This is a genomic window from Robertmurraya sp. FSL W8-0741 (genome assembly GCF_038004005.1).
GTDB classification, from domain to species: domain Bacteria; phylum Bacillota; class Bacilli; order Bacillales; family Cytobacillaceae; genus Robertmurraya; species Robertmurraya siralis.
Genome location: NZ_JBBOQG010000001.1, coordinates 4,327,445 through 4,351,369 on the forward strand (window position 1 = coordinate 4,327,445; position 23,925 = coordinate 4,351,369).

Here is a 23,925-nt window from a genome sequence, read left to right on the forward strand (position 1 = left end):
CATCACATTAAACTAACTTATTTTGTTTCTGCTTTTTGTTTCTTCACAGGTATTGCCATCAATGCAAGGATGACAATTAAACTTATTGTAATGGCAATTGGTCCAGCATAATTAGCCAATGAACCAAAGAATATTCCAGATACACCAAAATCAGCATCAGAGAAGGTTGTATTAGCGAATCCTAAATCACCAAGTACAGGCATTAAGAATACTGGAAGGAATGAAATAACTACCCCATTGACAAAGGAGCCAATAACAGAACCTTTAAAGCCTCCCGTAGCATTACCAAAGACACCGGCAGCTGCTCCTGTAAAGAAGTGGGGTACAACACCCGGCAAAATAATGACACCACCAGTGAAAATCATGATTACCATACTGAAAATTCCGCCTAAGAAACTTGCAAAGAATCCAATTAATACCGCATTTGGTGCATATGGATAAATAATTGGAACATCAAGTGCTGGTTTAGCATTCGGCACAAGCTTAGTAGATATCCCTTTGAATGCAGGTACAATTTCTGACAATACTAAACGAACTCCAGATAAGATAATAAATACACCGGCAGCAAACCTACCTGCTTGAATAAGAGAAAATACGAGGAAATTTGTACCTCCACTTAGCTCATTTTCAATATAAGTAGCTCCTGCAAAAAGTGCCACAATTACATACATGATAATCATTGTTAAGGCAATACTTACAGTACTGTCTCGTAAAAAACCTAAACCTTTTGGAAAGTTAATATTCTCAGTAGAATTTTCTTTGCTGCTTTTAAATAATTTACCAACTAAAGCACTTGCTGCATAACCGACAGCACTGAAATGACCTAATGCCACGTTATCATTTCCAGTTAACTGACGCATAAACGGCTGAAGAATAGCTGGTGATAAAGTCATTACAATCCCAAGTGCAACAGAACCTGCAGCGATCAAGCCAACTGTATTGAATCCTGCCACAGCCATAATTACGGCTAACATCGCAGCAAGGTAAAGGGTATGATGACCAGTTAAAAAAATATATTTAAATCGGGTAAATCTTGCTATAAGAATGTTGACAATCATACCGAAAAACATAATTAATGCCGTATTTGTACCATATTCTGATAATGCCAGAGCAACAATGGCTTCATTATTTGGAACAACTCCAGTAACATTAAATGCTTGTTCAAACATCGCCCCAAACGGTACCAACGCAGTTTCAAGAATTCCGGCACCTGCTGAAATGACAAGGAAGCCTACGAATGTTTTAGTAGTTCCCTTTACGGTATCCGACATATTTCTTTTTTGCGCCATTAAACCAATTAAAGCAATGAGTGCTACTAGAATGGCTGGTTGACTTAAAATATCAATTAACGTTTGCATTTCTTTACCCCCTTTTTTTGATTTACATCAGATTAATCCTTTTTTCTCCAAAACTTGTTTTACTTTAGTTCTTAATTCGTCCATATCAATGATGCTATCCATCACAACAACCTCACCTAAATGGGCTCCACCTTCTGCAATGTCTTTAGCAAGAAAGAAAACATCCGCATCGTCTGGTGTTGCTGAGCTTAAATCAGAATGTGATACTTCCACTCCTGTCACACCAAGCTCTTCTAAAATTTGATTGATATTCATTTCTACCATAAAACTAGTTCCTAAACCTGAACCACAAACAGCTAAAATTTTCATTATTTATTCTCCCCCATTTTTATAATTTCGATTACTTGCTCTGCAGTTTCAGCAGCTTTAATAGCTTCAAGAAGTTCATTATCACCTAAAATTTTGGTTAACTGTGCAAGTGCCTTAAGATGTGCTTCACTATCAATAGCAGCTAAACAAATAAAAATATCAATTTTATGATCAGCCTGATCCAGAAGCAACACAGGAGTCTTTGTTCTTAAAAAAGACATCCCTAGCTGGTTCACACCATTTTCTGGCCTAGCATGCGGAATCGCTATACCTTTGCCGATATGAATATATGCTCCAACTTCTTCTACATTTCTTATCATGGAATCCACATATTTCCTTTGTACTTTATTGGACTCTACCAATGGTTGAGATGCTTCAATAATTGCATCCTTCCAATCCAGCTTTTCATCAGTAAAATGGATTGTGTCTTTCGTCAAGAGCTCTGATAACATTGGTTTGTTCATCCCCTTGCTTTTGTTTTGTATATATAATAAATTAACAAGCTCAGAATATAGTTGGTTTTCATCTTTTACTTCTGTATGCCTTTTAATCACTTCCATCAATTGCTCAACGGTGAATATTTGCCTATCTAATCTTGGAAATTTCTGCAATACATCACGAATTAGATAGTATTTGTCTACCTGTGACAATAAGGTTTTCACAATGAATACTGGCTTTACGGATTCTACCTTAATGGTTGAAAATACCACATCATAGTTTGCTGCTGGGATATCTTCAAATCTGTCACGATTGTGTATTCTAGAAAATCGAATTGTAGGAAACAACTCTTTTAATTGGGCTTCAAGCATGATGGATGAGCTTAATCCATTGGAACAGATGATTAATCCTGTTAATTTCTCTGAATGCAAATTATTTCCGCTATCCAGGTAACCACCAAAATGCATAGTAAAAAAACCAATTTCGGTTTCACTAATTTCTTTCCCTGTCCAAAGTGCCAGTGGGGACAATGAACGCTTTACAAACTGAAATAGATCAGGATACTCTCTCTTTATTCTTTCACTTAATTGATTAAAGAGTGGAATTTCAAAAATAATTCTAAAAAATGCTGGAACAAGGTGATTGTATAAACTTCTTTTCAAAAATGCTTTATCTTCAATCGGAAGCAATGTGTTTTTTTCAAATTCTTCGATAATTTGTTCCGCTAACTTCTCCAATTCAGGACTAGCTTGGCTTGTAACTATTTCAAGTGTTACGAGTAACTGAATCGTTACAAAATAACTCTCATCTTCACCTCCTTCAGGAAATAACTTCCTCGATAATTCCTTCCCATGTTTAAATATGCTCTGTCTTTCAAGCATTTGTTTTTCTAAATTCGTAAAGGATAATTTTTCCTTTCCAGCACGAACCCTCAAGAGAGCAAGGTGGATAATCATCTCTGTTTTTCTACTCTTAACTAAACTGATCTCATTTATTTCTAGATATTGATTCATAATTTGTTGTGTTTCAACAAGGATTTCCGCCTTTCCCCATGACTTAAGTGCCAAAATAATGATTTCTTCCCCGAGTGGTTGAGAAAGTAAATGATTTACACTAAAGATTGCTAATCTCCTCTTATCCATTTCAGTTCCTGTTATATGATACCCATCCAAGCGTGTGTATAAAAATTTTACCTTCCACTTATCACAAATTTCTTTTAACCTTTTTACATCCGTTAGTGCTGTATTTTTACTTACTCCCAGCAATAATTGAAAATGATAATTGGAAACCGGCTCTTTACGAATAAAGGTGTACAAATAAATTAAATAGGCTCTGTCTTGTTCCGATATAATGAACTGATTAGCATTCATATCTAGATAGTTTGTTTTGACCAAGCTTCTTAATGCCTTGTCAATAAAAAGCAATTGATTGGAAATTTTAATTTCCGGCAAATCATTATTGGTTAGGGCAAAGTTGACTTTTTCCAAATCATACTGAAGTTGACGTTCAGATAAGTTTAGCTGCATCATTATTTCTTGCTTCGTTATTTTTTCATGCTTTGTCAATTCTTCCAATAGTTTATAGGACCGTTGATCAAACAATAGTATCCCTCCACCTCTCAATTTAATTATAAAACGTTTCCAACGTTGATATAATAACCATTTGGCACAATAATTGCGAGGTGTTCCAACATCAATTGGGCTGTTCATTTAGGTTGGTTTATTTCCATATTTTTTATACTTTAAGGCGCTGTAACAATATAAGAGAGCAAAAAGATTAGCCACAAAAAAATGATAAAGACTAGTTTATGAATGGCTATGCAGCGGTTGCACTGATTTGGAGGATAGTTTGTGGTATTGAAAAGTGAGTGATAGAAGTATACTCTACCGAAAGAAAATTTGCTGGCAATTCGAGACGGAGAAAATACTAAAGAAGATGATTCTTTCTTATCCCGTATCTCCCCATCAAGATACAGCCACAGCTATTCAGGCGACTGATAAAGTTTTGGTGAAGACACGGTTGCTTTGGTTCAGCTTTCTTTGTCCTCATGAACCCTTTATGAGGACACACTTTGCTTTGGTTCAGCTTTCTTTGTCCTCATGAACCCTCTATGAGGACACACTTTGCTTTTTTTGGCGTTCTCTGTCCTCATGAACCCTCTATGAGGACACACTTTGCTTTTTTTTGGCGTTCTTTGTCCCCATGAACCCTCTATGAGGACACGCTTTGCTTTTTTTTGGCGTTCTCTGTCCTCATGAACCCTTTATGAGGACAAGGTTCGCCTTATTTTAGCTTTCTCTGTCCCCATGAGCTCTTTATGAGGACACACTTTGCTTTGGTTCAGCTTTCTTTGTCCCCATGAACCCTCTATGAGGACAAGGGCCAAATCAAAAACAATTAGATGAAAACATAACAAAAAAGAAAAAGCTGATATCAAAAAATAAAATTTTTTGACACAGCTTCATTCCAACTTAAGGATGAGAAACAACTAACTCTGCTTGACCGGAAATACGAAATGCTTCAACATGATGAGGAATGACAAAGTGAGTGCCCTTCTCTATCTCAAATGCTTGATCATTCACTGTAAGCTTTGCTAGACCCGCAATTACACTTACTTGTAAAAAATCTTTGTTCATTTCGAGTGAAGCCTTTCCTTTTAAATCCCAGTGGTACACTGAGAAGTATTTCTCTTTTACTAGTTTCTTAACTCGCAAATCATCTACCTGTTTTTCCGTTTGTTCTACCTTTGCGTCCTGATGCGGAACAGTTGTTACTTGCTTTGCACGTTCCAAGTGAAGTTCACGTTTATTTCCCGCTGCATCCGTACGGTCATAATCATATACTCGGTATGTGATGTCAGAACTTTGTTGTATTTCCAAGATTACAATTCCTTTTCCAATTGCATGAATCGTACCGCTGGGCACATATACAAAATCTCCAGCTTCTACACTGACACGACGTAACAACTGTTCCCATTTTCCACGATCAATCATATTTTCAAGTTCTTCTCGTGACGCAGCATGGTGTCCTAACACTAGCTCTGCACCCTCTTCCGCACTTAAAACATACCAGCATTCTGTTTTTCCGTATGGTACGCCTTCTGTTTCTTGAGCAAATTGATCATTCGGGTGCACTTGCACAGACAGGTCATCAGCTGCATCCAAAATTTTTACCAGTAAAGGATACGCGTCATCGTTATCTTTACTCTTATTAAACAATTCACCATGCTCCAGCCAAGCATCAGCTAACGTCTTTCCTTTTAATGGACCATTCTTTATAACGCTTGGGCCATTTGGGTGAGCAGAGACCACCCAAGCCTCGCCAGTATGTTCATAAGGAATGTCATAATTAAAATGTGTATTTAGTTTTTGCCCACCCCAGATTCTTTCTTGAAATACCGGTTGCAGAAAAATAGGTTCGCTATACATAGAATCCTCCATTAATCTTAATTTCTATTATGTACAGAGACATTCTAACATAAAATGATTAATGAATGCCGAAGAACAATTGATGGAATACAAATGTCAACCGTACTGGCCATAATGTACAGCTCCCTTCTGCAATCATCGCAGAACCAAATAAAAAGCCACTTTGTCGAAAGTTCTCCACCATTTCCCGAAAAAACCACCAGTTTAATAAGGATTGCCTTAATGAATCAGACCCTCTTCTACTAAAAACAACTCTGCAACCTTGCGCGGACTTTCACCTTCCACATTCACTTGGTAATTCATTTCTCGCATTTCATCGTCAGAAATCATGCCCGCCAGTTGATTCAAGGCATCCACCATTTCAGGAAATTGGCGTGCCGTCTCTTCCCTCAATAATGGTGCACCTTGATATGGTGGAAATAACAGCAAATCGTCTTCCAAAACCGTCAACTTGTATTGCTGTAGTTCACTATCAGTGGAATAGGCATCGATTAAATTAATTTCTCCTGATTCGATCGCAACGTAGCGTAATTTCGGTTCCATCGTTACGAGACTCGGAAACTGAATACCGTATAGCGACTGAATTCCGACATAGCCATCCTCACGATCAGAAAATTCTAAGGTGAAGCCGGCATTAATATGTTCTTCTATTCCCCTTAAATCGGAGATCGCTTCTAAGCCAAATTGATCAGCAAATTTCTCTGTAACGGCTAAAGCATACGTGTTATTATACTGCATTGGCTCTAGCATCAGCATTTGATATTTTTCTAACATCCCGTTCTTCGCCTGTTGATAAACTTCCTCACTCTCGTTGCTTACAGCCGTTTCTTTTAGAAATTCCGAAATGGCTGTACCTGTAAATTCAGGATAAATATCAATATCTCCGGACTTAAGGGCATTAAAAAGAAAAGATGTTTTCCCTAAACCTGGCTTAAGCTCCACTTGTAGATCGGTTTCTTCTTCAATTAAAAGTTTATACATATTAATTAAAATTTCTGGTTCTGAGCCTAATTTTCCAGCAATGACTATTTTTTGCTCTTCTTTTCCAATAAGCGGAGCTGCAAACATAAAGATAGCCAATAATCCGAGGGTCCCTACAGAAATAAGAGCTTTTTTATAGGAAAGATGTTCAAATTTCTTCAGCAAAAAATCGAAGAGAATTGCTAGCAAAGCTGCCGGTATCGCACCTAATAACAGCAGATTCGCATTATTTCGATCAATTCCTAAGAGAATAATGTCGCCAAGTCCACCTGCTCCAATCAACGCTGCCAGAGTTGCTGTTCCTACAATTAACACCATTGCCGTACGGATGCCGGCCATCATAACCGGCATTGCCAAAGGCAACTCTACCCTGATCAACCTTTTCCTTGAATTCATCCCCATTGCTCGGGCAGCTTCAATTAATGCAGGTTCTACTTCTTTAATCCCAGTATACGTATTTCTCAATATTGGAAGTAATGCATAAGCTACTAAAGCAATGAGCGCAGGCACTCTGCCAATACCAAACAAAGGAATGAGAATCCCCAGTAAGGCAAGTGATGGAATTGTTTGAATAACAGAGGCAAACCCGATAATTCCTTCCGCTACTTTTTGACGTCTTGTAAGAAAAATCCCTAATGGGATCGCAATGGCTACAGCAAAAAATAAAGCTATAAAGGAAAGCTCCATATGTTCGAATAACGCACTTAATAAATTACTTTTTCTATCATGAAAGACCCTTATCAACTCTTGCACAAGTTTAGACTCCTTTCTGCAATAGATTCGCAGATAAATACCTCATAACTGTTCTGCGATCGATGGAGCCCATTTCTTGGCCTTTTTTCTCAACGATCACCTGTTCATGGTCAGCTAAAATATCAATAAGCTCTTTAAAGGAATTTAATTCCGATGCTGAAACTGTAATGGCATCCATTCCTTCTTTATTCACTAATGGTTCTAGTAAATCTTCTAGCTTGAAGTCATTTATTCCATTGCCATACTTGTCACCCACAAATTCTCTCACGAAATCATTGGCCGGATTTGCTACAATTTCATGAGGAGTTCCGATTTGAACAATTTTCCCTTCTCTCATAATACAGATACGATCAGCCAGTTTCAGCGCCTCTTGCATATCGTGGGTCACAAATACGGTCGTTTTTTTGAGATTGTCCTTTAAATCGAGCATATCATCCTGAAGTTTTTCACGACTAATGGGATCCAATGCACTAAAGGGCTCATCCATTAAAATAATTTCTGGATCGGCAGCAAGAGCCCGGATGACACCAATTCTTTGCTGTTGTCCGCCTGAAAGCTCGCTTGGTTTTCGACTAGCATATACGGCAGGGTCAAGGCCGACCATTTCCAAAAGCTCATGAACTCTTTTTTGAATTTTATCTTTCCCCCACTTTTTTAACTCTGGAACAATCGCGATATTTTCCTCAATTGTCATATGTGGAAAAAGAGCAATCTGCTGCAGAACATAACCAATATTCCAGCGTAATTCATGAATATCATACTCGCTTATCTTTTTCCCGTTAATGTACAGCGTCCCATCCGAAAGAGGAATTAACCGATTAATCATCTTTAGCGTTGTCGTCTTTCCACAACCGCTTGGACCAATCATGACAAAAAATTCTCCTTGCCGGATCTCAAAATCGACTGAATCAACCGCAACTGTATCATCCGTAAATTTCTTTGATACATTTTCAAATCTAATCATAAAAGGGTTCTCCTTGTTTAGATTTCCATTTCATATTTTCCATTTTCCCATAATCCATATTGAGGATAAAACAATTTGTCTTATATAGTATTTCATTCAAGCTCCAATCGTATGAACACTGATGTTCTGTCGCCTCAAACGGAAAAACACCAGCGAAATAGCTGGCGTTTTTAAAATAACCTAGTACAGGCTCTCTATCGAAACATTTTCGGGAAGCTTAAATGGATTTTCTTTATTAATTCTGTCATAAAACATTATTCCATTTAAATGATCCATTTCATGCTGGATAATAATGGATCCGTACCCTTTAAATTTCAAAATCAGTTCTTGCCCGTTTATATCATAAGCTTTAATTTTAACTCGCTCATATCTCGGAACAAATCCTTTAACCTCTTTATCAACAGAAAGACAACCTTCACCTTCAGGCAGATAAATCATATTCACAGAATGACTAACCATTTTAGGATTAATCAGCATATATTCCTTGTCTTCAAAGAAAGCTGCAAACATGCGTTTATTAAGGCCAATTTGATTGGCAGACAACCCGACACCTGGACGCAAATGATATTTTGGGGCTATGATTGGATCCTGACTATTCTTCAAGTATTGAAGCATGCTCAATAATACTTCCTTATCTTCATTCTTTATCGGAACCTCGAGTTCTTCTGTCTTTTGACGTAAAATAGCGGAGCCATCTTTCACAATATCCTTCATTGTAATCATGTATTCAGAATGAAACTTACTCATAAAAAAGATTCACCACCTTTTTGTTTCATAAGACCATTTATTTTTTTAAGCCATAATGTAATTCTACAAATTGATTAAATATCCTCGTTCCTTTTAAAGAAAGCTCCAATTGAGAATCTCCTCCTTTAAATAACGGGATTCCCTTACCTATTATCGTTGGTGCAACTGTAATGATAAATTCATCAATTAATTTTTCTTCTATAAAACTATGCAGTAGCTCTCCTCCACCGACAATCCAAATATTCTTCCCTTCTTGAGCTTTTAACTCATTCACAAATTTAGTCACATCAGCGTTTATAAATGTGACCTCATTGGTATCACGAATCTGCGACCTTGAGAACACAAAGCATTTTTTATCTTTATAAGGAAACTCCTTTAAACCTTGTTCCATAACCCAATCATATGTCCGTTTCCCCATAATTACCGTGTCTATCGTTTCATAAAACTCGGAATAACCGTTATCTCCTTCTCCTTCAACCTTGAATAGCCATTCTAGAGAATCATCCTCTGTCGCAATATAACCGTCTAAACTCGTCGCAATAAATAAGATAAGATTTCTTTTCTCGCTCATAAGTTTCTCCTTTAACTTTTATTGTTTTAAAACACTTAATTAAAGAATCGATTCATTCCTTTAACCAATTTTAACAATTTACATTTATGAAGAGAATTGATTATTTCGTTTGATAAAGGGCCATTTTATAAAATCTAAAGGCAGCGAAACAAGAAAAATAAAAATATAGACCTATCCTTGATAATAAATAAAAATCAAATTTTTCTTTTAACTAATTTTAACGTAGCGACAATCAAAAAGCTCACGATCACTAACAGCAACCATGAACTGACCTTCCCAAGATGGACAAGACTCCATGCATCTGTTTGATTTGGATATTTCCATGCTCCAAAGAATGTAGCAATATTTTCCGCTATCCATATGAAGAAACCGATGAGTACAAAGGATAACGCTATAGGCATTCGATAACGAGTACGATTAACCTCGTAAGTGACCGCTGATTTCCAAAAGACCATTAGAACAAGAGCAGATAACCACCAGCGGACGTCGATCCAATAATGATGGGTGAAGAAATTCAAGTAAATTGCTGAAGCTAATGGAACGACGATGAAAAATGATGGCCACCTTTCCAATTCAACATTTAGTCTTCTCCATGCCTGGCAAAGATAGCTCGCAACACTTGCATACATGAACCCGCTATACAATGGAACTTCAAAGATTTTGAAAAAACCCTCTTCTGGATACGACCATGAGCCCATATGTACCTTGAAAATTTCAAGAGTGAGACCAATCATATGGAAAAGGGTGATTACTTTTAGTTCATCCTTTGTTTCTAGTCCAGAGCGCACCATCCACCATTGCATAGTAAGACAGATAAGAAGAAGCCAATCGTATCGTGCTAAAAATGGTAAAGGGAGAAGCTGTGTAATTGCCAAAGAGGCAAAAATAACGACAGGAAAAACACAGGATAATGCCTGTTCCCAACCAAAACGGACAAGTTGCGTAAATGCACTGGTGATTTGCGTCTTAAACGTTTTTTTCTGTCTCACCTTTTGTACGATGACATTCATGTACAGCTCCCCTTTATTTATTACTCTGCTACGTCATCATCACTTCGATATTCTAAAATGTCCCCCGGCTGACAATCTAAAGCCTGACAAATTCCTTCAAGAGTGGAGAATCGAATCGCTTTCGCCTTGCCATTTTTCAAAATCGAAAGATTCGCCATGGTAATTCCAACCTTCTCTGAAAGTTCAGTTACACTCATCTTCCTTTTTGCTAACATCACATCAAGATTAATGATAATTGCCATTGTATTCACCTCAGACTGTTAAATCATTTTCAGATTTGATATCAATTGCTTCCTGCAAAAGCCTTTGAAGGACAGCGGCAAAAATAGCTATCACCACGGAAGCAAATATAAGTACCAATCCGATCAAAATAATCCCTGGTGCATCATCCGCTTCCGCAACGAGATAGAAAAGTGGCATGCCCACAAATAGCAAACTACTGATCCAGATTGCAGATTTTTTTATACTCTTCAAAGCATTAACAGCCATTTGCGAAAACGCATGGTCCTGATCAATATACTGTAAAAGTTTAAACGCTTGATAAAGAGCATAATAAAACGGGAGCGCTGCAGCGTACAAATCAATGTACACTAAATACTTTAAATACGCATGGTCTGGATAAAGCTCTACGATGAAGTTCGCCACCGCTGGAACGACAAAAATACATAGAGCAAGAATGGGAATTCCAATCAGAATAACGGCTAATTTTAAAAACAGCGTTTTACCTTGTTTCATATTAGGACACCTCTTAAATTTGATTTACGGTAAACCCATTGTAGCATAATTTTATCGTTTTTCAATAAATTATTATTGATAATTAGTATTTTAATATCGTTTTTCATAAAAACCAAAGTTCTCATTCCAACAAAAAAACCTTAAGGGTAGGCATACCATAAGCGCTTGCCTCCCTTAAGGGAACGAATTTTCTCAATCCTCTTGCAATGAAACCTTGACCATCTCATCCAAATACTTCGTTACACTATAGCCATACAATTCAAGCCTCTTCGGTCTTAAATATTTTTCTTCTTCGGTATTGTACAAACGAACTTTTTGTGAGATTTGAATATGGCGCGGCTGCTCAATTTCTTGATATGGCACAGGCAGCTCCTCGTTCATATGATATTCAACCCCATTTTTATCAACTATTATTCCTTCTGACTCCATCTCCATAGAGACTGCGTCATTACCATCTTCACCAATAACATGTAATTGAAGCGAATCATATCCACCATTTTCCCAATCATTATTCCTAATAATGAGTTCTGTTGTTCCTCCCACTTCCACTTTATCGATAGAAAGTGTGCTACCAGCATATTCAACGGTTTGAGGATACACCACAGAAGGATCTAATTCGATATTTTTATTGTCAGCGTAGCTAAGCTGCACCAATCCCAATTGAGCGCTAAATTCCTTTGCTCTTTCTCCAAATAATGAGTCAAAATGAGCTTCAAAGGTGAGCCAATTTACATCCTCCTGTACTTCCGAGTAAAAGCTTCCGTATAAATCACCTTTTGCTTTTCTTTTGTTCATTTCAAGATATTCAAAGCTAACTAAATCTAATACTTCCTCCGCTTGACTTTGATTGACCGAATATTGCAAAACTGTCGTTGTCGGTGCGAGTGTTAATTTTTCAATTCGCAACGGAATTCCTTCCACTTCAATCTCCTCATCTAGCGCATATTCTATGATGGGATTTTTGTTTAAAGGAATCTCAAAATCCCATTCTCCTGATTTAGATTCCGTTTCCCAATAATTTGCAGCTTGCTGCAGTTTATGAATCTTCGTAATCTTAAGCTTCATCGTTCCTTTATCATCTTTTATGGGGAACAAACTAATTTTGCCATGATATACATTCTTACTTTCTTTATTCAAATCAGAATGAAGTTCAGGATTAAAATATCTAGGATTACTTCCATGATTCACACCTGCATTTTCGCTCCTCACCGAAATTCCTTCATAATAATCAAGAAGATATTGATTATCTTCATTCATATCTTCTATTTCATAGAACACTAGTGTTTGAAAATCATCGGCAATTGCACTTTTAATCGTGATTTTCACTCCTTCACTTTCTGCGACTAGATTCAACCTTTCACCTAGACCTTCCTGCAAAAAAGCTCGCAGCTCCAAATCATCTTCCGTCCATGAGTAATAAAATTTTGCAAACACACCTGTAAAAACTCCAAGCGAAATGAAGAGAGCAAAAACTGCAGCAACACTAACAGTAATTTTCAGACGCCTTCTATTTTTCTCTAAGCTTTGCTTTTCCTTTTCCGCAAGCCTCGCTTTCACATTTTCCATGAAATCGGACGGCACTTGGAATTCTTCAATCTTCTCAGCAATATTTGTCATCATCAGCATAAGTTCCTGAAAGGTAGCTAGATCCTCCTGACATTCTCGGCAGTGATAAACATGGACTTCTAAGTCGATCTTACTTGAGCGTTCAAGAGTTCTCTCTAAATAAGCGACATAATGTGGATAATATTCCTTACAGCCATTAAAGTTTGTACCGTAACCCAATTCTGTTCTTAGAGATTGAATGCCCGAGAACAAATATTCATTGAGCTTTTCTCCAGAAACTTGAAGGAGATTTGCCGCATTCTCTTTCGAAAGTCCTTTTACATATGTAAGTACGAGCGCCTCTTTCTCATATTTTTCCAACTGATTCAGCGCTTGAAAAATACTTTGACCGGATTTACTTTCTGCTGAAACTTGTTTATTTTCATCCTCTGAATGCTCCCAGCACATATGAATAAAAATCGTTGTAATCCAAGTCTCAAATGAATCATTGCTTTTAAAGCGTGGCAACTTTTTTTGCGCCTTGACAATAGATTGATAGAAGAGCTCTTCCATTTGCTGCTGATTAGTAAGATAGAGTCTGCCTAAGCTGTAAAAAGATTGTATGTGCTGTTCAAAATAATCACGAATCGATTCCTGTCCTGATTCACGAATCTCATTGATTGAAACAGCATTTATTTCTGCCGGGCTCATAAAACGTGCTCCCCCTATTGCTCAATATGATTTTCTCTATTTTTTACGCTTTGCTTAACAACCTTTAGCTCATATCGTGTGAAATCAAGGTTCGCACACCCCTTTAGTAATACTTCAATGGTTCTCTGATTCTAGTTACGATGAGAAAAATTTCATTTTCTCTTATCATTTCATAGAATCAGAGAGAAAATGAGCCAAAAATCAACACCAGCATATAATAAAGCCATTGTTTAAAAGGATGAGAACGTTCTATCTCTGCTTCAATCCTTTAAACCAATTATAGCTTTTCTTCTTAAATAATCAAAAAAATCCAGAAATATTAAATATAGGAATCGAAATAAATTTTTCCTAAGTAACTCCGATGGCAATCTGAGCACTTATGAATGATTAATTCCTGGAACTTGCTGAACTTTCACCACTAGAACTAAGAAACTAGAAAAAGATATGCTATGGAATATCGCCAGCAGTTATTCGCAGATTAAAAGAGAGGCATAAAGAGAGAGACAGTTTAGATGCCTTAACAGAAAAAGATTTTTACGCTTCCTTCATTTTCTGCAGTGGCTAAACAATTTACGATAAAATCTCGAATTTGTTTCAAATCCCAAACTGTATAATGATGTTTTGACGAGATGTCAATTTCAGTAAATGACTGGTTGAAGATGTTCAAAGCTTTTTCAAGTTGCGGCACCGTATAAGTGGCACTGTTTCCCGAACCGCTAACACCTGCATCGTATTGAGTTGCATCAAGTAACTGATACAATACAGTAACATTATGATTACTCATACTAAAGCGGGCATAGGCAATTTCATCCCCCGCTTTGTTATAGCCTAATATATCGTGGCCCAATTCGCGCTCCTCCTTCCCTATATATTTTCATATTTGACATCCCCCCTTTCAAGCAAATAATATGGGTTAAATCAATATAGAGAAAAAGCACAGAAAAGCGTTTTAAAAGAAGTAGCTTTAGTTCAAGTTGCTTTTTTAGAAGAATTAAAAAAGAGGAAATATATGGATGTGGCAATTCTATATTTACATGTTCTTTCCATCTTGTCAACTCGCAAAAATTCGACAAAGTTCGCCGGCGGCAGTTCCTAAAGCTGATAAGGAAAAAACCGAATGATTCAGCCTCATCACTTCTAAAATTCAATCATTCGGCAACAATTTGCTCAAAAAATATACCTCCTTTAAAAGCAGTGGTATTTTGCTAAGCAATCTAATCTTTAACCTTCTCTATCAGCTTTTTCTTTAAACCATTCCTTTTGGATCAATCGCATGACGTACATCATCTGTAAGCAATTCTTTTTCCTGTAGCAGATCTTTTAATTTTTTATTCTGTTCATCTGCTTGCATTCCGATTTCTGAAGCCATATCATAGCCTAGCTTTGAACTTAATCCAGTAACCAATGCAAGACTTTCCTCCATCCATTTCTGACATTGTTCTTCATTTGCCTGAATGCCATTGATACACTTTGCCTCAAGTGTCTGCAATGCATTGCTCATAATCTCAATCGAATGTAAAAAAGTATAGGCAATCATCGGCATCATTACATTTATTTCTAGCTGTCCTGCGGTACCAGCAGTTGACACTGCCGTTTCATAACCAATCACTTGACAACACACCATATGCGTCATTTCTAAAATCGCAGGATTTACTTTCCCTGGCATAATGGTCGAACCAGGTTGAACTGACGGTAGCGTAATTTCTGCCAATCCCGTTCTCGGACCAGAGCTCAGTAAACGTAAATCACTCGTCATTTTAATTACGTGAACGGCTAATTCTTTGAGCGTCATCATACAGCGAATGGGTGCACTCATATTTTGCATGAATGCAAAAATATTCACAGGTTGGCAAAAAGGCAAATTAGTCCGTTTACGTATTTCTTTCAAAATTTTTGCTGTATACTCAGCTTCCAAATTGATCGATGTTCCGATCGCATTTCCTCCTAATCCAAGTTGATACAATAACTCGAGATTATTTTGCAACTGTCTTCTCACTGCACGGACAGACTCGGCATAGCCGGAAAATTCTTGCCCCAATCGCATTGGAACTGCATCATGTAAATGGGTGCGACCAGATTTCAAAACTGGCATAAACTGTTCAGCTTTCTTTTGTAAAGATTGTTCAAGCTTTTCCAAGGCTGGCAGCAATTTAGCAATGATCATGTCAGCACCTGCCATATTCACAGATGAGGGAAACGTATCATTTGTTGATTGGGACATATTGACATGATCATTGGGATGAACTTTCTCAGAAGCTCCCATGATTTTAGTAGCTCGATTGGCAATGACCTCATTTGTATTCATGTTCTGCGAGGTGCCAGCTCCAGCTTGATAAACATCCACAACAAAGTGGCTGTCCCAAAGTCCTTCCATTACTTCCTCCGCCGCCTCGATAATCGCATTTCCCATCTCTGGAGATAGTTTTCCTAATTCGATATTCACAGCCGCGGCCGCAGCTTTAATAATTCCTTGAGCTTTAATAAATGGGCGTGGAAACCTCAGTCCACTAATTTGGAAATTTTCTACAGCCCGCTGCGTTTGCGAGCCATAATATGCGGACGAAGGTACCATAATATTTCCTAAAGGATCATTTTCCATTCGATATTGCTTTTCTGCATCCATTCCCATCTCTCCTCATAAATGATTATTTCTAGTTTTTCCATCAGAAAGAGGATTAAACAACCCACATGAAAGCATAACCTCTTATCCAAAACTCTATCTAATGATGGAAAAAAATCCAATTAGAGAGAAAATTTATTTTTATCTTTTCATTCCCATAAGAAAAGGGAAAATAGAACGCAGTACGTAGTACTATGAGAGCTCCTTCCATTAAAAAATGGCTTTGTAGAGCATAACCTCATTTCGTATGAAATCTTAATATCACATGTATGAGCCGGTATAATAAAACCTATTAAGCGAGAATAGAATATTTAGAGAAATATACAAAAGAAGCAAAAATAACTTGCAATTGCTTTAACTAAAAGCAGTAGAAAACATGTCCTAACATAGCTAACTAACCTTGCATCAAAATGAAGCGAGAAAAAAACGAAAAAGGAGAAAGATTATGATAGAATTGAAATACTTCCAACATTCCGACTTCAAACAGCTAATCAATTGGATCCATTCACCTGCGTTTCTACTTCAATGGAGCGGTTCATCGTTTAATTATCCCCTTAATGAGCAACAATTGGAAAAATACATCGAGAATGCCAACAATAAAAACAGTGAAATATTCGTTTATAAAGTCATTGATTCTGAATTAGCCGAAACCATTGGCCACATCTCATTGGGGAAAATTGATCGAAAAAACAAATCAGCAAGAATTGGAAGAGTATTAATCGGGGATAAAAGGGCAAGAGGCAAGGGTATAGGCCAGCAAATGATCAAGGAAATCCTTAAGATCGCCTTTAATGAACTACAACTACATCGAGTCAGCCTTGGTGTATTTGACTTTAATACTTCTGCCATTGCATGCTATGAAAGAGTCGGATTTACAAAGGAAGGATTGCTTCGAGATACGATTAAAAATGAGGATGAATACTGGAATTTATGGGAAATGAGTATTTTAGAAGACGAATGGCGAAACGAAAACAATCTTGTTTAATTTAAATCGCAAAAAAAAAAAAAACAATAATTGAGGTACTTTTTTATGAAAGTGAATAAGAAAAACGCGGAGCACTACATTTGGGGAGAGCGTTGCGATGGTTGGCACTTAGTGAAGAAATCTGATTTAAGTATTATCCATGAACGAATGCCTCCAAACACATTTGAAGTCAGACATTATCATGAGTACTCTCGTCAATTTTTTTTCGTGTTAAAGGGGGAGGCTACGCTTGAAGTTAACGGAGAAACGATTGTTTTAAACCCACAAGAAGGCTATGAGATCTCTCCTCTTGTCCCCCATCAAATGTTCAACCGTTCCGATCATGCTGATGTTGAATTCATTGTTATTTCTCAGCCAAATAACAGGGGAGATAGAGTGCTAACAGGTGACTAACAAAATGGTACGTTTAACCCGAAACTACTTAAATTGTTACTGGGCCCCTTCTATTGTGGATAAAGCACCATGTCGCCAAAGCGAGCACGCTTTAACCAATATTTAGTTTTGATTTCAGCTTCATAAGTTCACCAATTTCGCTGATTTTATTTCAACTGTTAAATTTTCGAGGTTATCATCCGGCAGTGATTTTATGGATGAGATTTACAAAAACATTAAGATATAGGAGTGTCTTCATTGAAAAAGTTTCGTGGAAAAAGACGATATTTCCGTGACTTAGCAAGAAAAATTGCACTAGAAACCTGTGAATTGAATTTTGATCAGGATGCATGGTTTGACTTATGGCACAATCATCTTGATTTATCTGGATTAGGAAATCATAGTCTTAAAATACGAAGAAAGCACATCGAGGCACATATAGCTTTTTATAAAAATATACTAGAAAGACTTGAATACTATGAAAAACCGTACCAATCTTGGGTTCATATTGATGATGAAGATGCTAGCACTGATGCTGTTTTTATTCATACATCAAATCCAAACGAAGAAAATTTTCCTCTAAAAGTAGAAAATTTACACTGGAATTGCACAATCCCGACTGTTTTCCAAGATTTAATTAATACAAAGGAATTTATAGTGGGACACTATAAAAATCGCTCTGAAGGTGGTTACATAATCCAATCCAAAACTAAGGGACAGAGGCTTTATTCTTATTAAACTTTTGAATGGGTAAGCAACAATGCAAAATAATCAGCTTGTCAATCTCTAAAAATTCTTTAAGCGAGATTCCATGAGCATACCCTGCTGAATACAAATTTTTTTATAACATTATTAGAAGGTGTATAAAATGCAGAATTTAATTATTGATACAGAATGGAATCAAGAGAACGTCCCCTACATTCGCCAAAAATTAAGGGAGTACAATATCAAATATTTAACAGATAAAGACGTGGATTTCGTTGATGAAGATTTTTGTTTTACTATTAAGGATGGAGAAGGCCACATCTTTGGCGGCATCTCAGGAAATACGAAGCTGCAAAGTCTTTTTATCCAGTTTCTTTGGGTTGATGAAAGCATTCAAGGGAAGGGTTTTGGTAGAAAACTTATCAAGGTCGCTGAAAATTTCGCTGTCGAGAGGAAATGTCGATTAATCAAGGTAGATACATTTAGCTTTCAAGCCCCAGATTTTTATAAAAGCTTAGGTTTTGAAGTCTATGGAACAATTGAAAACTTCCCTGAGGGGCATAACCATTATTTTCTGTATAAGCGGTGTTAATTAAGACCACACAGATGATATGTGTGGTCTTTTTAATAGCATCTTTAAAATGTATGAGCCAAGTCTTTTGCTCGGGCCATTGCATTTTCTTTAATTTCTTGCGCCTTCTCAGGCATTGCTGAATGCCCTTCTATAAATAAACCTTCAAATGAAGGAACTCCATAAAATTCCATAGCAGCACTTAAGTAGCGGTGCCCCATTTCCTTCTCTGCGGCTGGGCCTTCTGAATAAACTCCTCCTCTAGCCTGGATATGCAATGCCTTTTTATCCGTTAGAAGACCAACAGAACCATTTTCTGTATATTTGAAGGTTTTTCCTGCCACAGATACTGCATCAATATAGGCTTTAAGAACTGGAGGAAATGAAAAATTCCATAACGGTGTTACAAAAACATACTTATCAGCAGAAATAAATTGTTCACATAGTTCAGATAAACGGCCTACCTTTGCCTTTTCATCTGCTGTTAACTCTTCATCATTTTTTCCTGATTGAAGTTTTCCCCAACCGCTGAAAACATCAGCATCTATTTGTGGAATATTCTCATTAAAAAGATCGATATTGATAACTTCATCATTTGGATTTACTTCTTTATAAGTATCAATAAAAGTCTTACCTACTGCCATACTATATGACTTTGTTTCATTAAGTGGATGTGCTGTAATGTACAATACCTTTGCCATTTTGTGCTAAATTCCTTTCTTCTCTTCGTTGTCATTGTAGTTTTATAAATGAACTAAACATTCAGCTCCCAAAAGGAGCAATATATCTTTAATTCGAGCTAAAGTATATAAGGATTGTTTCGTTAAAGCAACTAATCTGCCTGAGGAAAAAAATTCATTTTTCCACGCTTCAATGATTATTCCACTGCAATAGTCTTTAAGTAAGTTGTATATTCTACCAATGACGGCGCTCGTGTTTGATCTTTAAAAATAATCGACAGCACTAAGAGTCGCTCAAATTATAAATTTTGTAGGAATATCCTGTCCTAGAAAGCAGTTTTTCGATATTTTTTATGTTAATAAAGTCGAGCAATGCACAATATAGCTTTGGTATTCTATAGACATCGAAAGGAGGAGAACAATGCTAAAAGAATTAAATCTTGTCATTGACTATATTGAAGATCACTTAACTGACGAAAATCTATCACTTGAAGTGATAGCTGAATATGTCGGAGTTTCTGACTACCATTTTAGAAAGATATTTTTTTATCTTTCAGGATTAACGCTTAGCGAATATATTAAGAACAGGAAGCTGTCAGAAGCAAGTATCGAATTATTAAATGGAGAAAAAGTGACAGATGTAGCTCTTAAATACGGTTATCAGTCAATGGACGGGTTTAGTCGAGCATTCAAAAAATGGTGTGGTTTTTTACCTTCGGAAGTCATAAAAAAAAGAGTTAGCAAATCTTTTCCAAAGCTTTCATTTGTTATAAATGTCAAAGGAGGAATCAATATGGAATTTAGAATTGAAGAAAAACCAGCGTTTAATTTGGTCGGTGTAAGTAAACGTGTCCCAATGCAATTTGAAGGTATCAATAATGAAATTGTAAAGCTTGCGGAAAGTATAACTGACAAACAAAAAGAAGAAATGCACTCTCTTCAAAACATTGAACCTAAAGAAATTGTCAATGCTTCATATGAAGCTGATGCTAATTTCCTCAAAGAAGAAGGGGATTTAACTCATCTGATAGGTGTTCTTACTACTAACAATCAAATTAGTGATTTATTAGAAAAGGTGCCAGTTGATGCACATACTTGGGCAATATTCCCGAATGAAGGACCGTTCCCTTCCACTTTACAAGAAACAATGGCAAAAGTATATTCAGAATGGCTTCCTTCTTCCAGTTATGAAGTCATAAATGCACCGTCTTTTTCGTTTACTAAAATGGATAAAAACAAAAAAAATTATGCTTATAGCGAAGTTTGGATTCCTGTTAGAATGAAGTAACACAATATTGAACAAAATCTATCTTGCCATCTCACCCCACCATATTCTAGGCAGTTGATACATTTTCATGAAAATTAATTTAACCCAAATCGTTGCGGTTAAAGGCAACCTCGCTTCGCTTGACGACTTTTTATATGATGATGGATGATCCGTCCATCATCATATAAAAAGGGGATTGACTAAACCCTTTTATCTCACATTCTCCACTATGCTCCCTTATTCTTTTAAACTTATGTGTTAGTAGTATTTTTGCTTAAAATCTCCCAAAACATCAATAACCAAAAGCCCTTCACTTTATTACTATTGTCAGTTTATTGATCCCTTCTAAAATCCATTAGAATAGGCACAGACAAAACAATTTATCCGTGTTCACTCCTCAATATGTTGTTTCATTTGCACTTACTTCTAAATTGAGATTGCAGATTCTGACGTCATTAATTTATTGAGGAGTGTCTAAATTGTCGATTTGAAGATAAAAACTTTTTTGTGATTTTGCAAAATTTTAAAATCCCCATTTCCAATTCATTATCCGGCAAATAAGTAAAATTCAACCTTAAATGATGTTTTTCCGGTTCTCCTGAAAAGCATGCAGAACCGGGTAGAAAGAAAATATTTTCTTTTTTGCATTCAATTAATAAATGATTCGTATTCCATTCTGATGGAACGGATAACCATATGTTTAACCCACCCGTTGGTACAATCCAATGAACGCCGTCCGGCATGTGGGAATTCAAAAGTTTTACAACTTTATCCTTCCTTAAGTTCAAAGCAAACCTCAGCTTTTCCATATGGTCTTCCATTCTTTTAGAATGAAACAGTGGGAGTATAGCCTTTTGTGTTAATAATGGGCTGCCAAGATCTGTGTTTACTTTAGATGCAACTAAACGATTAAACAGTGTGCCATTAGCTGCTAGAAGCCCTATCCGACAGCCAGGGACCAATGTTTTACTGAGCCCTTTTAAATAAATTACAAAACCGTTTGTATCAAGACCTTTTATGGGTGTTGGTGGTTTTTTGTCAAAAAACATCTCACTCCATGGGTCATCCTCTACGATGATGATTTGATTTTCTTGGGCAAGCATTAACAATTGTTCTCTTCTTTTTCTACTTAATACTATACCAGTTGGATTCTGAAAGTTCGGTATGGTATAAATCAACTTAGGTTTGTAGATTTCACAAACTCTTTGTAAATGGTCTATCCTTATCCCATCGTTGTCCATAGGTAAAGAAACAATCGTTGCCCCACGAGCTCGAAAGGTATCAATTGCCGCTGGATAAGTTGGTGCTTCCATAGCAACAACATCACCGGGTCCAATAAATGTTTTAGCCACCAAATCAATTCCTTGTTGCGTACCATTTGTAACTAAAATATCTTGGTGGTTAATATACAAATTGTGTTTCCGCAGATACTTGCACATCGTTTTTCTGAGTTCCTCATCGCCTTGCGCAGGTCCATAGCTTGAGAGAATATTAGGATTCTTCTTTAAAGTCGAATGAATTTCCCTCTCTAAGTAACGATTTGGAAGTAAAGATGGACAGATCGCTGCAACAGAAAACTGAATACAATTTTCAAACGAACCATAATGAGCACCAAATTGGGTTCGAGGGAGATAATCTAAAACGGACAATTGCCAATCGAAATTGTTCTTTACATTTCTTTCTGTAGCGTCAATCAGGAGCTTATTTTTAACAAATGTCCCTTTTCCTTGTACCCTCTCGATTAAATCCTTCTCTTCTAACAAATCATACACCCTTACAACTGTAAGTAAACTTATCCCTAATTGTTTTGCTAACGATCTTACCGAAGGCAAATGCTCACCTTCCGATAGCGCACCTGACCTAATTCTATCGGCAATATTCTCATAAATTTGTTGATTAATTGGGATATTGGCGTTTCTATTTATTTCAATCTTCATAAAAAGCCTCCATCAACTCGGTAAAATGAGTAAGTGTTATACAATCATGTTGACTGTTATACATCTAAGTCCATTACTATAGGGTTAATCTAGTATAACACCTTAACCATTCATGTTAAATATCATTAACTTTAGGAGGTACTTATGAAATACTATGTGGTTGATGCGTTTGCCGAAAAACTGTTTGAAGGAAATCCCGCTGGAATTTGTATTATGAAGGAATGGCTTCCTGACGATTTAATGCAAAAAATTGCGATTGAAAACAACCTTTCTGAAACAGCATTTGCAGTAAAGGGTCCGCAAAATTATACGCTTAGATGGTTTACACCTGGGGGAGAAATTAATCTCTGTGGTCACGCAACATTAGCAACGGCTTTTGTCATTATGAACTATTTTGAAAAGCAATTGGAGACCGTTCAATTCGAGACGATGAGTGGGACACTTACTGTAAATAGGTGTAATGACTTATATGAGCTTGATTTCCCAACTGTTTCCTCGACTGAGATAACCATTACTGAACAAATGATTGATGCATTAGGAACCACACCCATCGAAGCTTATCTAAATAGAGATTTACTATTTGTATTAGAATCAGAAGAAGCGGTAAGCAAAATAAGTCCTGACTATTCAAAACTAGAGCAGCTTCCAGAAGGTCTTGGAGTGATTGTTACCGCCAAAGGTAATGAATATGATTTTGTTTCAAGAGCATTTTTTCCAAAATTAAAGGTAAATGAGGACCCGGTATGTGGTTCTGCCCACTGCAGTTTAATACCATTTTGGGCAAAGAAACAAATGAAACACGAAATGGTAGCAAGACAGTTATCCAATAGAGGCGGAACCCTTTATTGTAAACTCGAAGACACAAGGGTAAAGATGGCTGGAAAAGCTGCACTCTACTTAATAGGGGAGATACATATCGGATAATCAATACCGGGGAGATGTTAAAACAGCCAAATCAGGCTTTTTAATCAAATCAATCATCATAAGCTTGGCTTTTTATGCCAGGCTATTATTTTGGCTTTGTTAAATAGAATTGTTGTTAAAATGAGCCAAAAATCAACACCGACATATAACAGAACGATTATTGTAAATGAATATCAATACAGTTAACTTCAATGATTTAGAGATTCGTCTACTCATAATAAAATCATATTGCTTTTTTTGCCAAAATATAGTAGACTTTTTAAAAACTTAATTAAATTAATTAACTAAGTAAAGAGCAAAGCAAATTCTTCCTC

At 36.6% G+C, this 23,925-nt stretch carries 23 protein-coding genes; 6 read left to right on the forward strand and 17 right to left on the reverse strand.

Features of this window, described 5'->3' with window-relative positions:
• Window positions 1-17 precede the first annotated feature (17 nt).
• The 15 genes from NST02_RS21115 to NST02_RS21185 form a co-directional block, all read right to left on the reverse strand.
• Window positions 18-1,358, reverse strand: a complete 1,341-nt coding sequence (locus NST02_RS21115) for a PTS ascorbate transporter subunit IIC (protein WP_095309688.1) — start codon at window positions 1,356-1,358, stop codon at window positions 18-20.
• A gap of 27 nt (window positions 1,359-1,385) precedes the next feature.
• Window positions 1,386-1,667, reverse strand: coding sequence for a PTS sugar transporter subunit IIB (locus NST02_RS21120; RefSeq protein WP_095309690.1), 282 nt, complete (start codon window positions 1,665-1,667; stop codon window positions 1,386-1,388).
• Window positions 1,667-3,706 (reverse strand): BglG family transcription antiterminator, encoded by a 2,040-nt coding sequence (locus NST02_RS21125; protein WP_340949739.1) that lies wholly within the window; start codon window positions 3,704-3,706, stop codon window positions 1,667-1,669. The genes NST02_RS21120 and NST02_RS21125 overlap by 1 nt, the downstream gene beginning before the upstream one ends.
• An 870-nt stretch (window positions 3,707-4,576) precedes the next feature.
• Entirely contained in the window at window positions 4,577-5,533 is a 957-nt protein-coding gene (manA, locus tag NST02_RS21130) for a mannose-6-phosphate isomerase, class I (protein WP_340949741.1), read from the reverse strand.
• 58 nt (window positions 5,534-5,591) lie between these two features.
• Window positions 5,592-5,717: a hypothetical protein gene (locus tag NST02_RS21135; RefSeq protein ID WP_340949742.1), complete on the reverse strand. Its 126-nt coding sequence runs from the start codon at window positions 5,715-5,717 to the stop codon at window positions 5,592-5,594.
• A 35-nt stretch (window positions 5,718-5,752) separates the two neighbouring features.
• Window positions 5,753-7,267: an osmoprotectant update ABC transporter permease/substrate-binding subunit OpuFB gene (gene opuFB / locus NST02_RS21140; protein ID WP_212934273.1), complete on the reverse strand. Its 1,515-nt coding sequence runs from the start codon at window positions 7,265-7,267 to the stop codon at window positions 5,753-5,755.
• A 4-nt stretch (window positions 7,268-7,271) separates the two neighbouring features.
• A complete protein-coding gene (locus NST02_RS21145) occupies window positions 7,272-8,231 on the reverse strand; it encodes an ABC transporter ATP-binding protein (protein ID WP_095309706.1) in 960 nt (319 codons plus the stop codon).
• Between the two features lie 180 nt (window positions 8,232-8,411).
• Window positions 8,412-8,978, reverse strand: a complete 567-nt coding sequence (def, locus tag NST02_RS21150; RefSeq protein WP_095309708.1) for a peptide deformylase — start codon at window positions 8,976-8,978, stop codon at window positions 8,412-8,414.
• A gap of 37 nt (window positions 8,979-9,015) precedes the next feature.
• On the reverse strand, window positions 9,016-9,549 hold the full coding sequence (locus NST02_RS21155) for a dihydrofolate reductase family protein (RefSeq protein ID WP_212934272.1): 534 nt from the start codon (window positions 9,547-9,549) through the stop codon (window positions 9,016-9,018).
• 194 nt (window positions 9,550-9,743) lie between these two features.
• Complete coding sequence (locus NST02_RS21160) at window positions 9,744-10,559, reverse strand: DUF817 domain-containing protein (RefSeq protein WP_212934271.1); 816 nt, start codon at window positions 10,557-10,559, stop codon at window positions 9,744-9,746.
• A 20-nt stretch (window positions 10,560-10,579) separates the two neighbouring features.
• Entirely contained in the window at window positions 10,580-10,801 is a 222-nt protein-coding gene (locus tag NST02_RS21165) for a helix-turn-helix domain-containing protein (protein WP_095309714.1), read from the reverse strand.
• Window positions 10,802-10,811: 10 nt separating this feature from the next.
• Window positions 10,812-11,294: a DUF2975 domain-containing protein gene (locus tag NST02_RS21170; protein WP_340949745.1), complete on the reverse strand. Its 483-nt coding sequence runs from the start codon at window positions 11,292-11,294 to the stop codon at window positions 10,812-10,814.
• A 192-nt stretch (window positions 11,295-11,486) separates the two neighbouring features.
• Complete coding sequence (locus NST02_RS21175) at window positions 11,487-13,550, reverse strand: DUF4179 domain-containing protein (RefSeq protein ID WP_340949746.1); 2,064 nt, start codon at window positions 13,548-13,550, stop codon at window positions 11,487-11,489.
• Window positions 13,551-14,067: 517 nt separating this feature from the next.
• Window positions 14,068-14,397 carry a hypothetical protein gene (locus NST02_RS21180; protein WP_095309721.1) on the reverse strand — a complete coding sequence of 110 codons (330 nt, stop codon included), beginning with the start codon at window positions 14,395-14,397 and terminating at the stop codon, window positions 14,068-14,070.
• A gap of 399 nt (window positions 14,398-14,796) precedes the next feature.
• Window positions 14,797-16,173, reverse strand: a complete 1,377-nt coding sequence (locus NST02_RS21185; RefSeq protein ID WP_340949748.1) for a class II fumarate hydratase — start codon at window positions 16,171-16,173, stop codon at window positions 14,797-14,799.
• 442 nt (window positions 16,174-16,615) lie between these two features.
• On the opposite strand from NST02_RS21185, the gene NST02_RS21190 reads away from it, so the two are divergent.
• The 4 genes from NST02_RS21190 (at window position 16,616) to NST02_RS21205 (ending at window position 18,824) form a co-directional block, all read left to right on the forward strand.
• Window positions 16,616-17,155: a GNAT family N-acetyltransferase gene (locus NST02_RS21190; RefSeq protein WP_095309725.1), complete on the forward strand. Its 540-nt coding sequence runs from the start codon at window positions 16,616-16,618 to the stop codon at window positions 17,153-17,155.
• Window positions 17,156-17,200: 45 nt separating this feature from the next.
• Window positions 17,201-17,548, forward strand: coding sequence for a cupin domain-containing protein (locus tag NST02_RS21195; RefSeq protein WP_340949750.1), 348 nt, complete (start codon window positions 17,201-17,203; stop codon window positions 17,546-17,548).
• Window positions 17,549-17,785: 237 nt separating this feature from the next.
• The gene (locus NST02_RS21200; RefSeq protein WP_137742935.1) at window positions 17,786-18,265 is read left to right on the forward strand and encodes a hypothetical protein; all 480 of its coding nucleotides are present in this window, start codon (window positions 17,786-17,788) and stop codon (window positions 18,263-18,265) included.
• Between the two features lie 130 nt (window positions 18,266-18,395).
• The gene (locus NST02_RS21205) at window positions 18,396-18,824 is read left to right on the forward strand and encodes a GNAT family N-acetyltransferase (RefSeq protein WP_095309731.1); all 429 of its coding nucleotides are present in this window, start codon (window positions 18,396-18,398) and stop codon (window positions 18,822-18,824) included.
• 44 nt (window positions 18,825-18,868) lie between these two features.
• Here the strand turns inward: NST02_RS21205 and NST02_RS21210 are convergent, their stop codons facing one another.
• A complete protein-coding gene (locus NST02_RS21210) occupies window positions 18,869-19,504 on the reverse strand; it encodes an FMN-dependent NADH-azoreductase (protein WP_095309733.1) in 636 nt (211 codons plus the stop codon).
• A 400-nt stretch (window positions 19,505-19,904) separates the two neighbouring features.
• Between NST02_RS21210 and NST02_RS21215 the strand changes: the two genes are divergently transcribed.
• Window positions 19,905-20,771 (forward strand): AraC family transcriptional regulator, encoded by an 867-nt coding sequence (locus NST02_RS21215; protein ID WP_095309735.1) that lies wholly within the window; start codon window positions 19,905-19,907, stop codon window positions 20,769-20,771.
• A 434-nt stretch (window positions 20,772-21,205) separates the two neighbouring features.
• Here NST02_RS21215 and pdxR read toward each other — a convergent pair whose 3' ends face one another.
• Window positions 21,206-22,687 carry a MocR-like pyridoxine biosynthesis transcription factor PdxR gene (pdxR, locus tag NST02_RS21220; RefSeq protein ID WP_340949751.1) on the reverse strand — a complete coding sequence of 494 codons (1,482 nt, stop codon included), beginning with the start codon at window positions 22,685-22,687 and terminating at the stop codon, window positions 21,206-21,208.
• Window positions 22,688-22,831: 144 nt separating this feature from the next.
• Between pdxR and NST02_RS21225 the strand changes: the two genes are divergently transcribed.
• Window positions 22,832-23,611 (forward strand): PhzF family phenazine biosynthesis protein, encoded by a 780-nt coding sequence (locus NST02_RS21225; protein WP_137742937.1) that lies wholly within the window; start codon window positions 22,832-22,834, stop codon window positions 23,609-23,611.
• Window positions 23,612-23,925 lie beyond the last annotated feature (314 nt).

Excerpts from the sequence above, each read along its gene's own strand:
- NST02_RS21115 (WP_095309688.1), bottom strand. The coding sequence starts at position 1,358 with ATGCAAACGTTAATTGATATTTTAAGTCAACCAGCCATTCTAGTAGCA.
- NST02_RS21120 (WP_095309690.1), bottom strand. The coding sequence starts at position 1,667 with ATGAAAATTTTAGCTGTTTGTGGTTCAGGTTTAGGAACTAGTTTTATG.
- manA (WP_340949741.1), bottom strand. The coding sequence starts at position 5,533 with ATGTATAGCGAACCTATTTTTCTGCAACCGGTATTTCAAGAAAGAATC.
- NST02_RS21135 (WP_340949742.1), bottom strand. The coding sequence starts at position 5,717 with ATGGTGGAGAACTTTCGACAAAGTGGCTTTTTATTTGGTTCTGCGATG.
- NST02_RS21145 (WP_095309706.1), bottom strand. The coding sequence starts at position 8,231 with ATGATTAGATTTGAAAATGTATCAAAGAAATTTACGGATGATACAGTT.
- def (WP_095309708.1), bottom strand. The coding sequence starts at position 8,978 with ATGAGTAAGTTTCATTCTGAATACATGATTACAATGAAGGATATTGTG.
- NST02_RS21155 (WP_212934272.1), bottom strand. The coding sequence starts at position 9,549 with ATGAGCGAGAAAAGAAATCTTATCTTATTTATTGCGACGAGTTTAGAC.
- NST02_RS21160 (WP_212934271.1), bottom strand. The coding sequence starts at position 10,559 with ATGAATGTCATCGTACAAAAGGTGAGACAGAAAAAAACGTTTAAGACG.
- NST02_RS21165 (WP_095309714.1), bottom strand. The coding sequence starts at position 10,801 with ATGGCAATTATCATTAATCTTGATGTGATGTTAGCAAAAAGGAAGATG.
- NST02_RS21170 (WP_340949745.1), bottom strand. The coding sequence starts at position 11,294 with ATGAAACAAGGTAAAACGCTGTTTTTAAAATTAGCCGTTATTCTGATT.
- NST02_RS21175 (WP_340949746.1), bottom strand. The coding sequence starts at position 13,550 with ATGAGCCCGGCAGAAATAAATGCTGTTTCAATCAATGAGATTCGTGAA.
- NST02_RS21185 (WP_340949748.1), bottom strand. The coding sequence starts at position 16,173 with ATGGATGCAGAAAAGCAATATCGAATGGAAAATGATCCTTTAGGAAAT.
- NST02_RS21190 (WP_095309725.1), top strand. The coding sequence starts at position 16,616 with ATGATAGAATTGAAATACTTCCAACATTCCGACTTCAAACAGCTAATC.
- NST02_RS21195 (WP_340949750.1), top strand. The coding sequence starts at position 17,201 with ATGAAAGTGAATAAGAAAAACGCGGAGCACTACATTTGGGGAGAGCGT.
- NST02_RS21205 (WP_095309731.1), top strand. The coding sequence starts at position 18,396 with ATGCAGAATTTAATTATTGATACAGAATGGAATCAAGAGAACGTCCCC.
- NST02_RS21210 (WP_095309733.1), bottom strand. The coding sequence starts at position 19,504 with ATGGCAAAGGTATTGTACATTACAGCACATCCACTTAATGAAACAAAG.
- NST02_RS21215 (WP_095309735.1), top strand. The coding sequence starts at position 19,905 with ATGCTAAAAGAATTAAATCTTGTCATTGACTATATTGAAGATCACTTA.
- pdxR (WP_340949751.1), bottom strand. The coding sequence starts at position 22,687 with ATGAAGATTGAAATAAATAGAAACGCCAATATCCCAATTAATCAACAA.
- NST02_RS21225 (WP_137742937.1), top strand. The coding sequence starts at position 22,832 with ATGAAATACTATGTGGTTGATGCGTTTGCCGAAAAACTGTTTGAAGGA.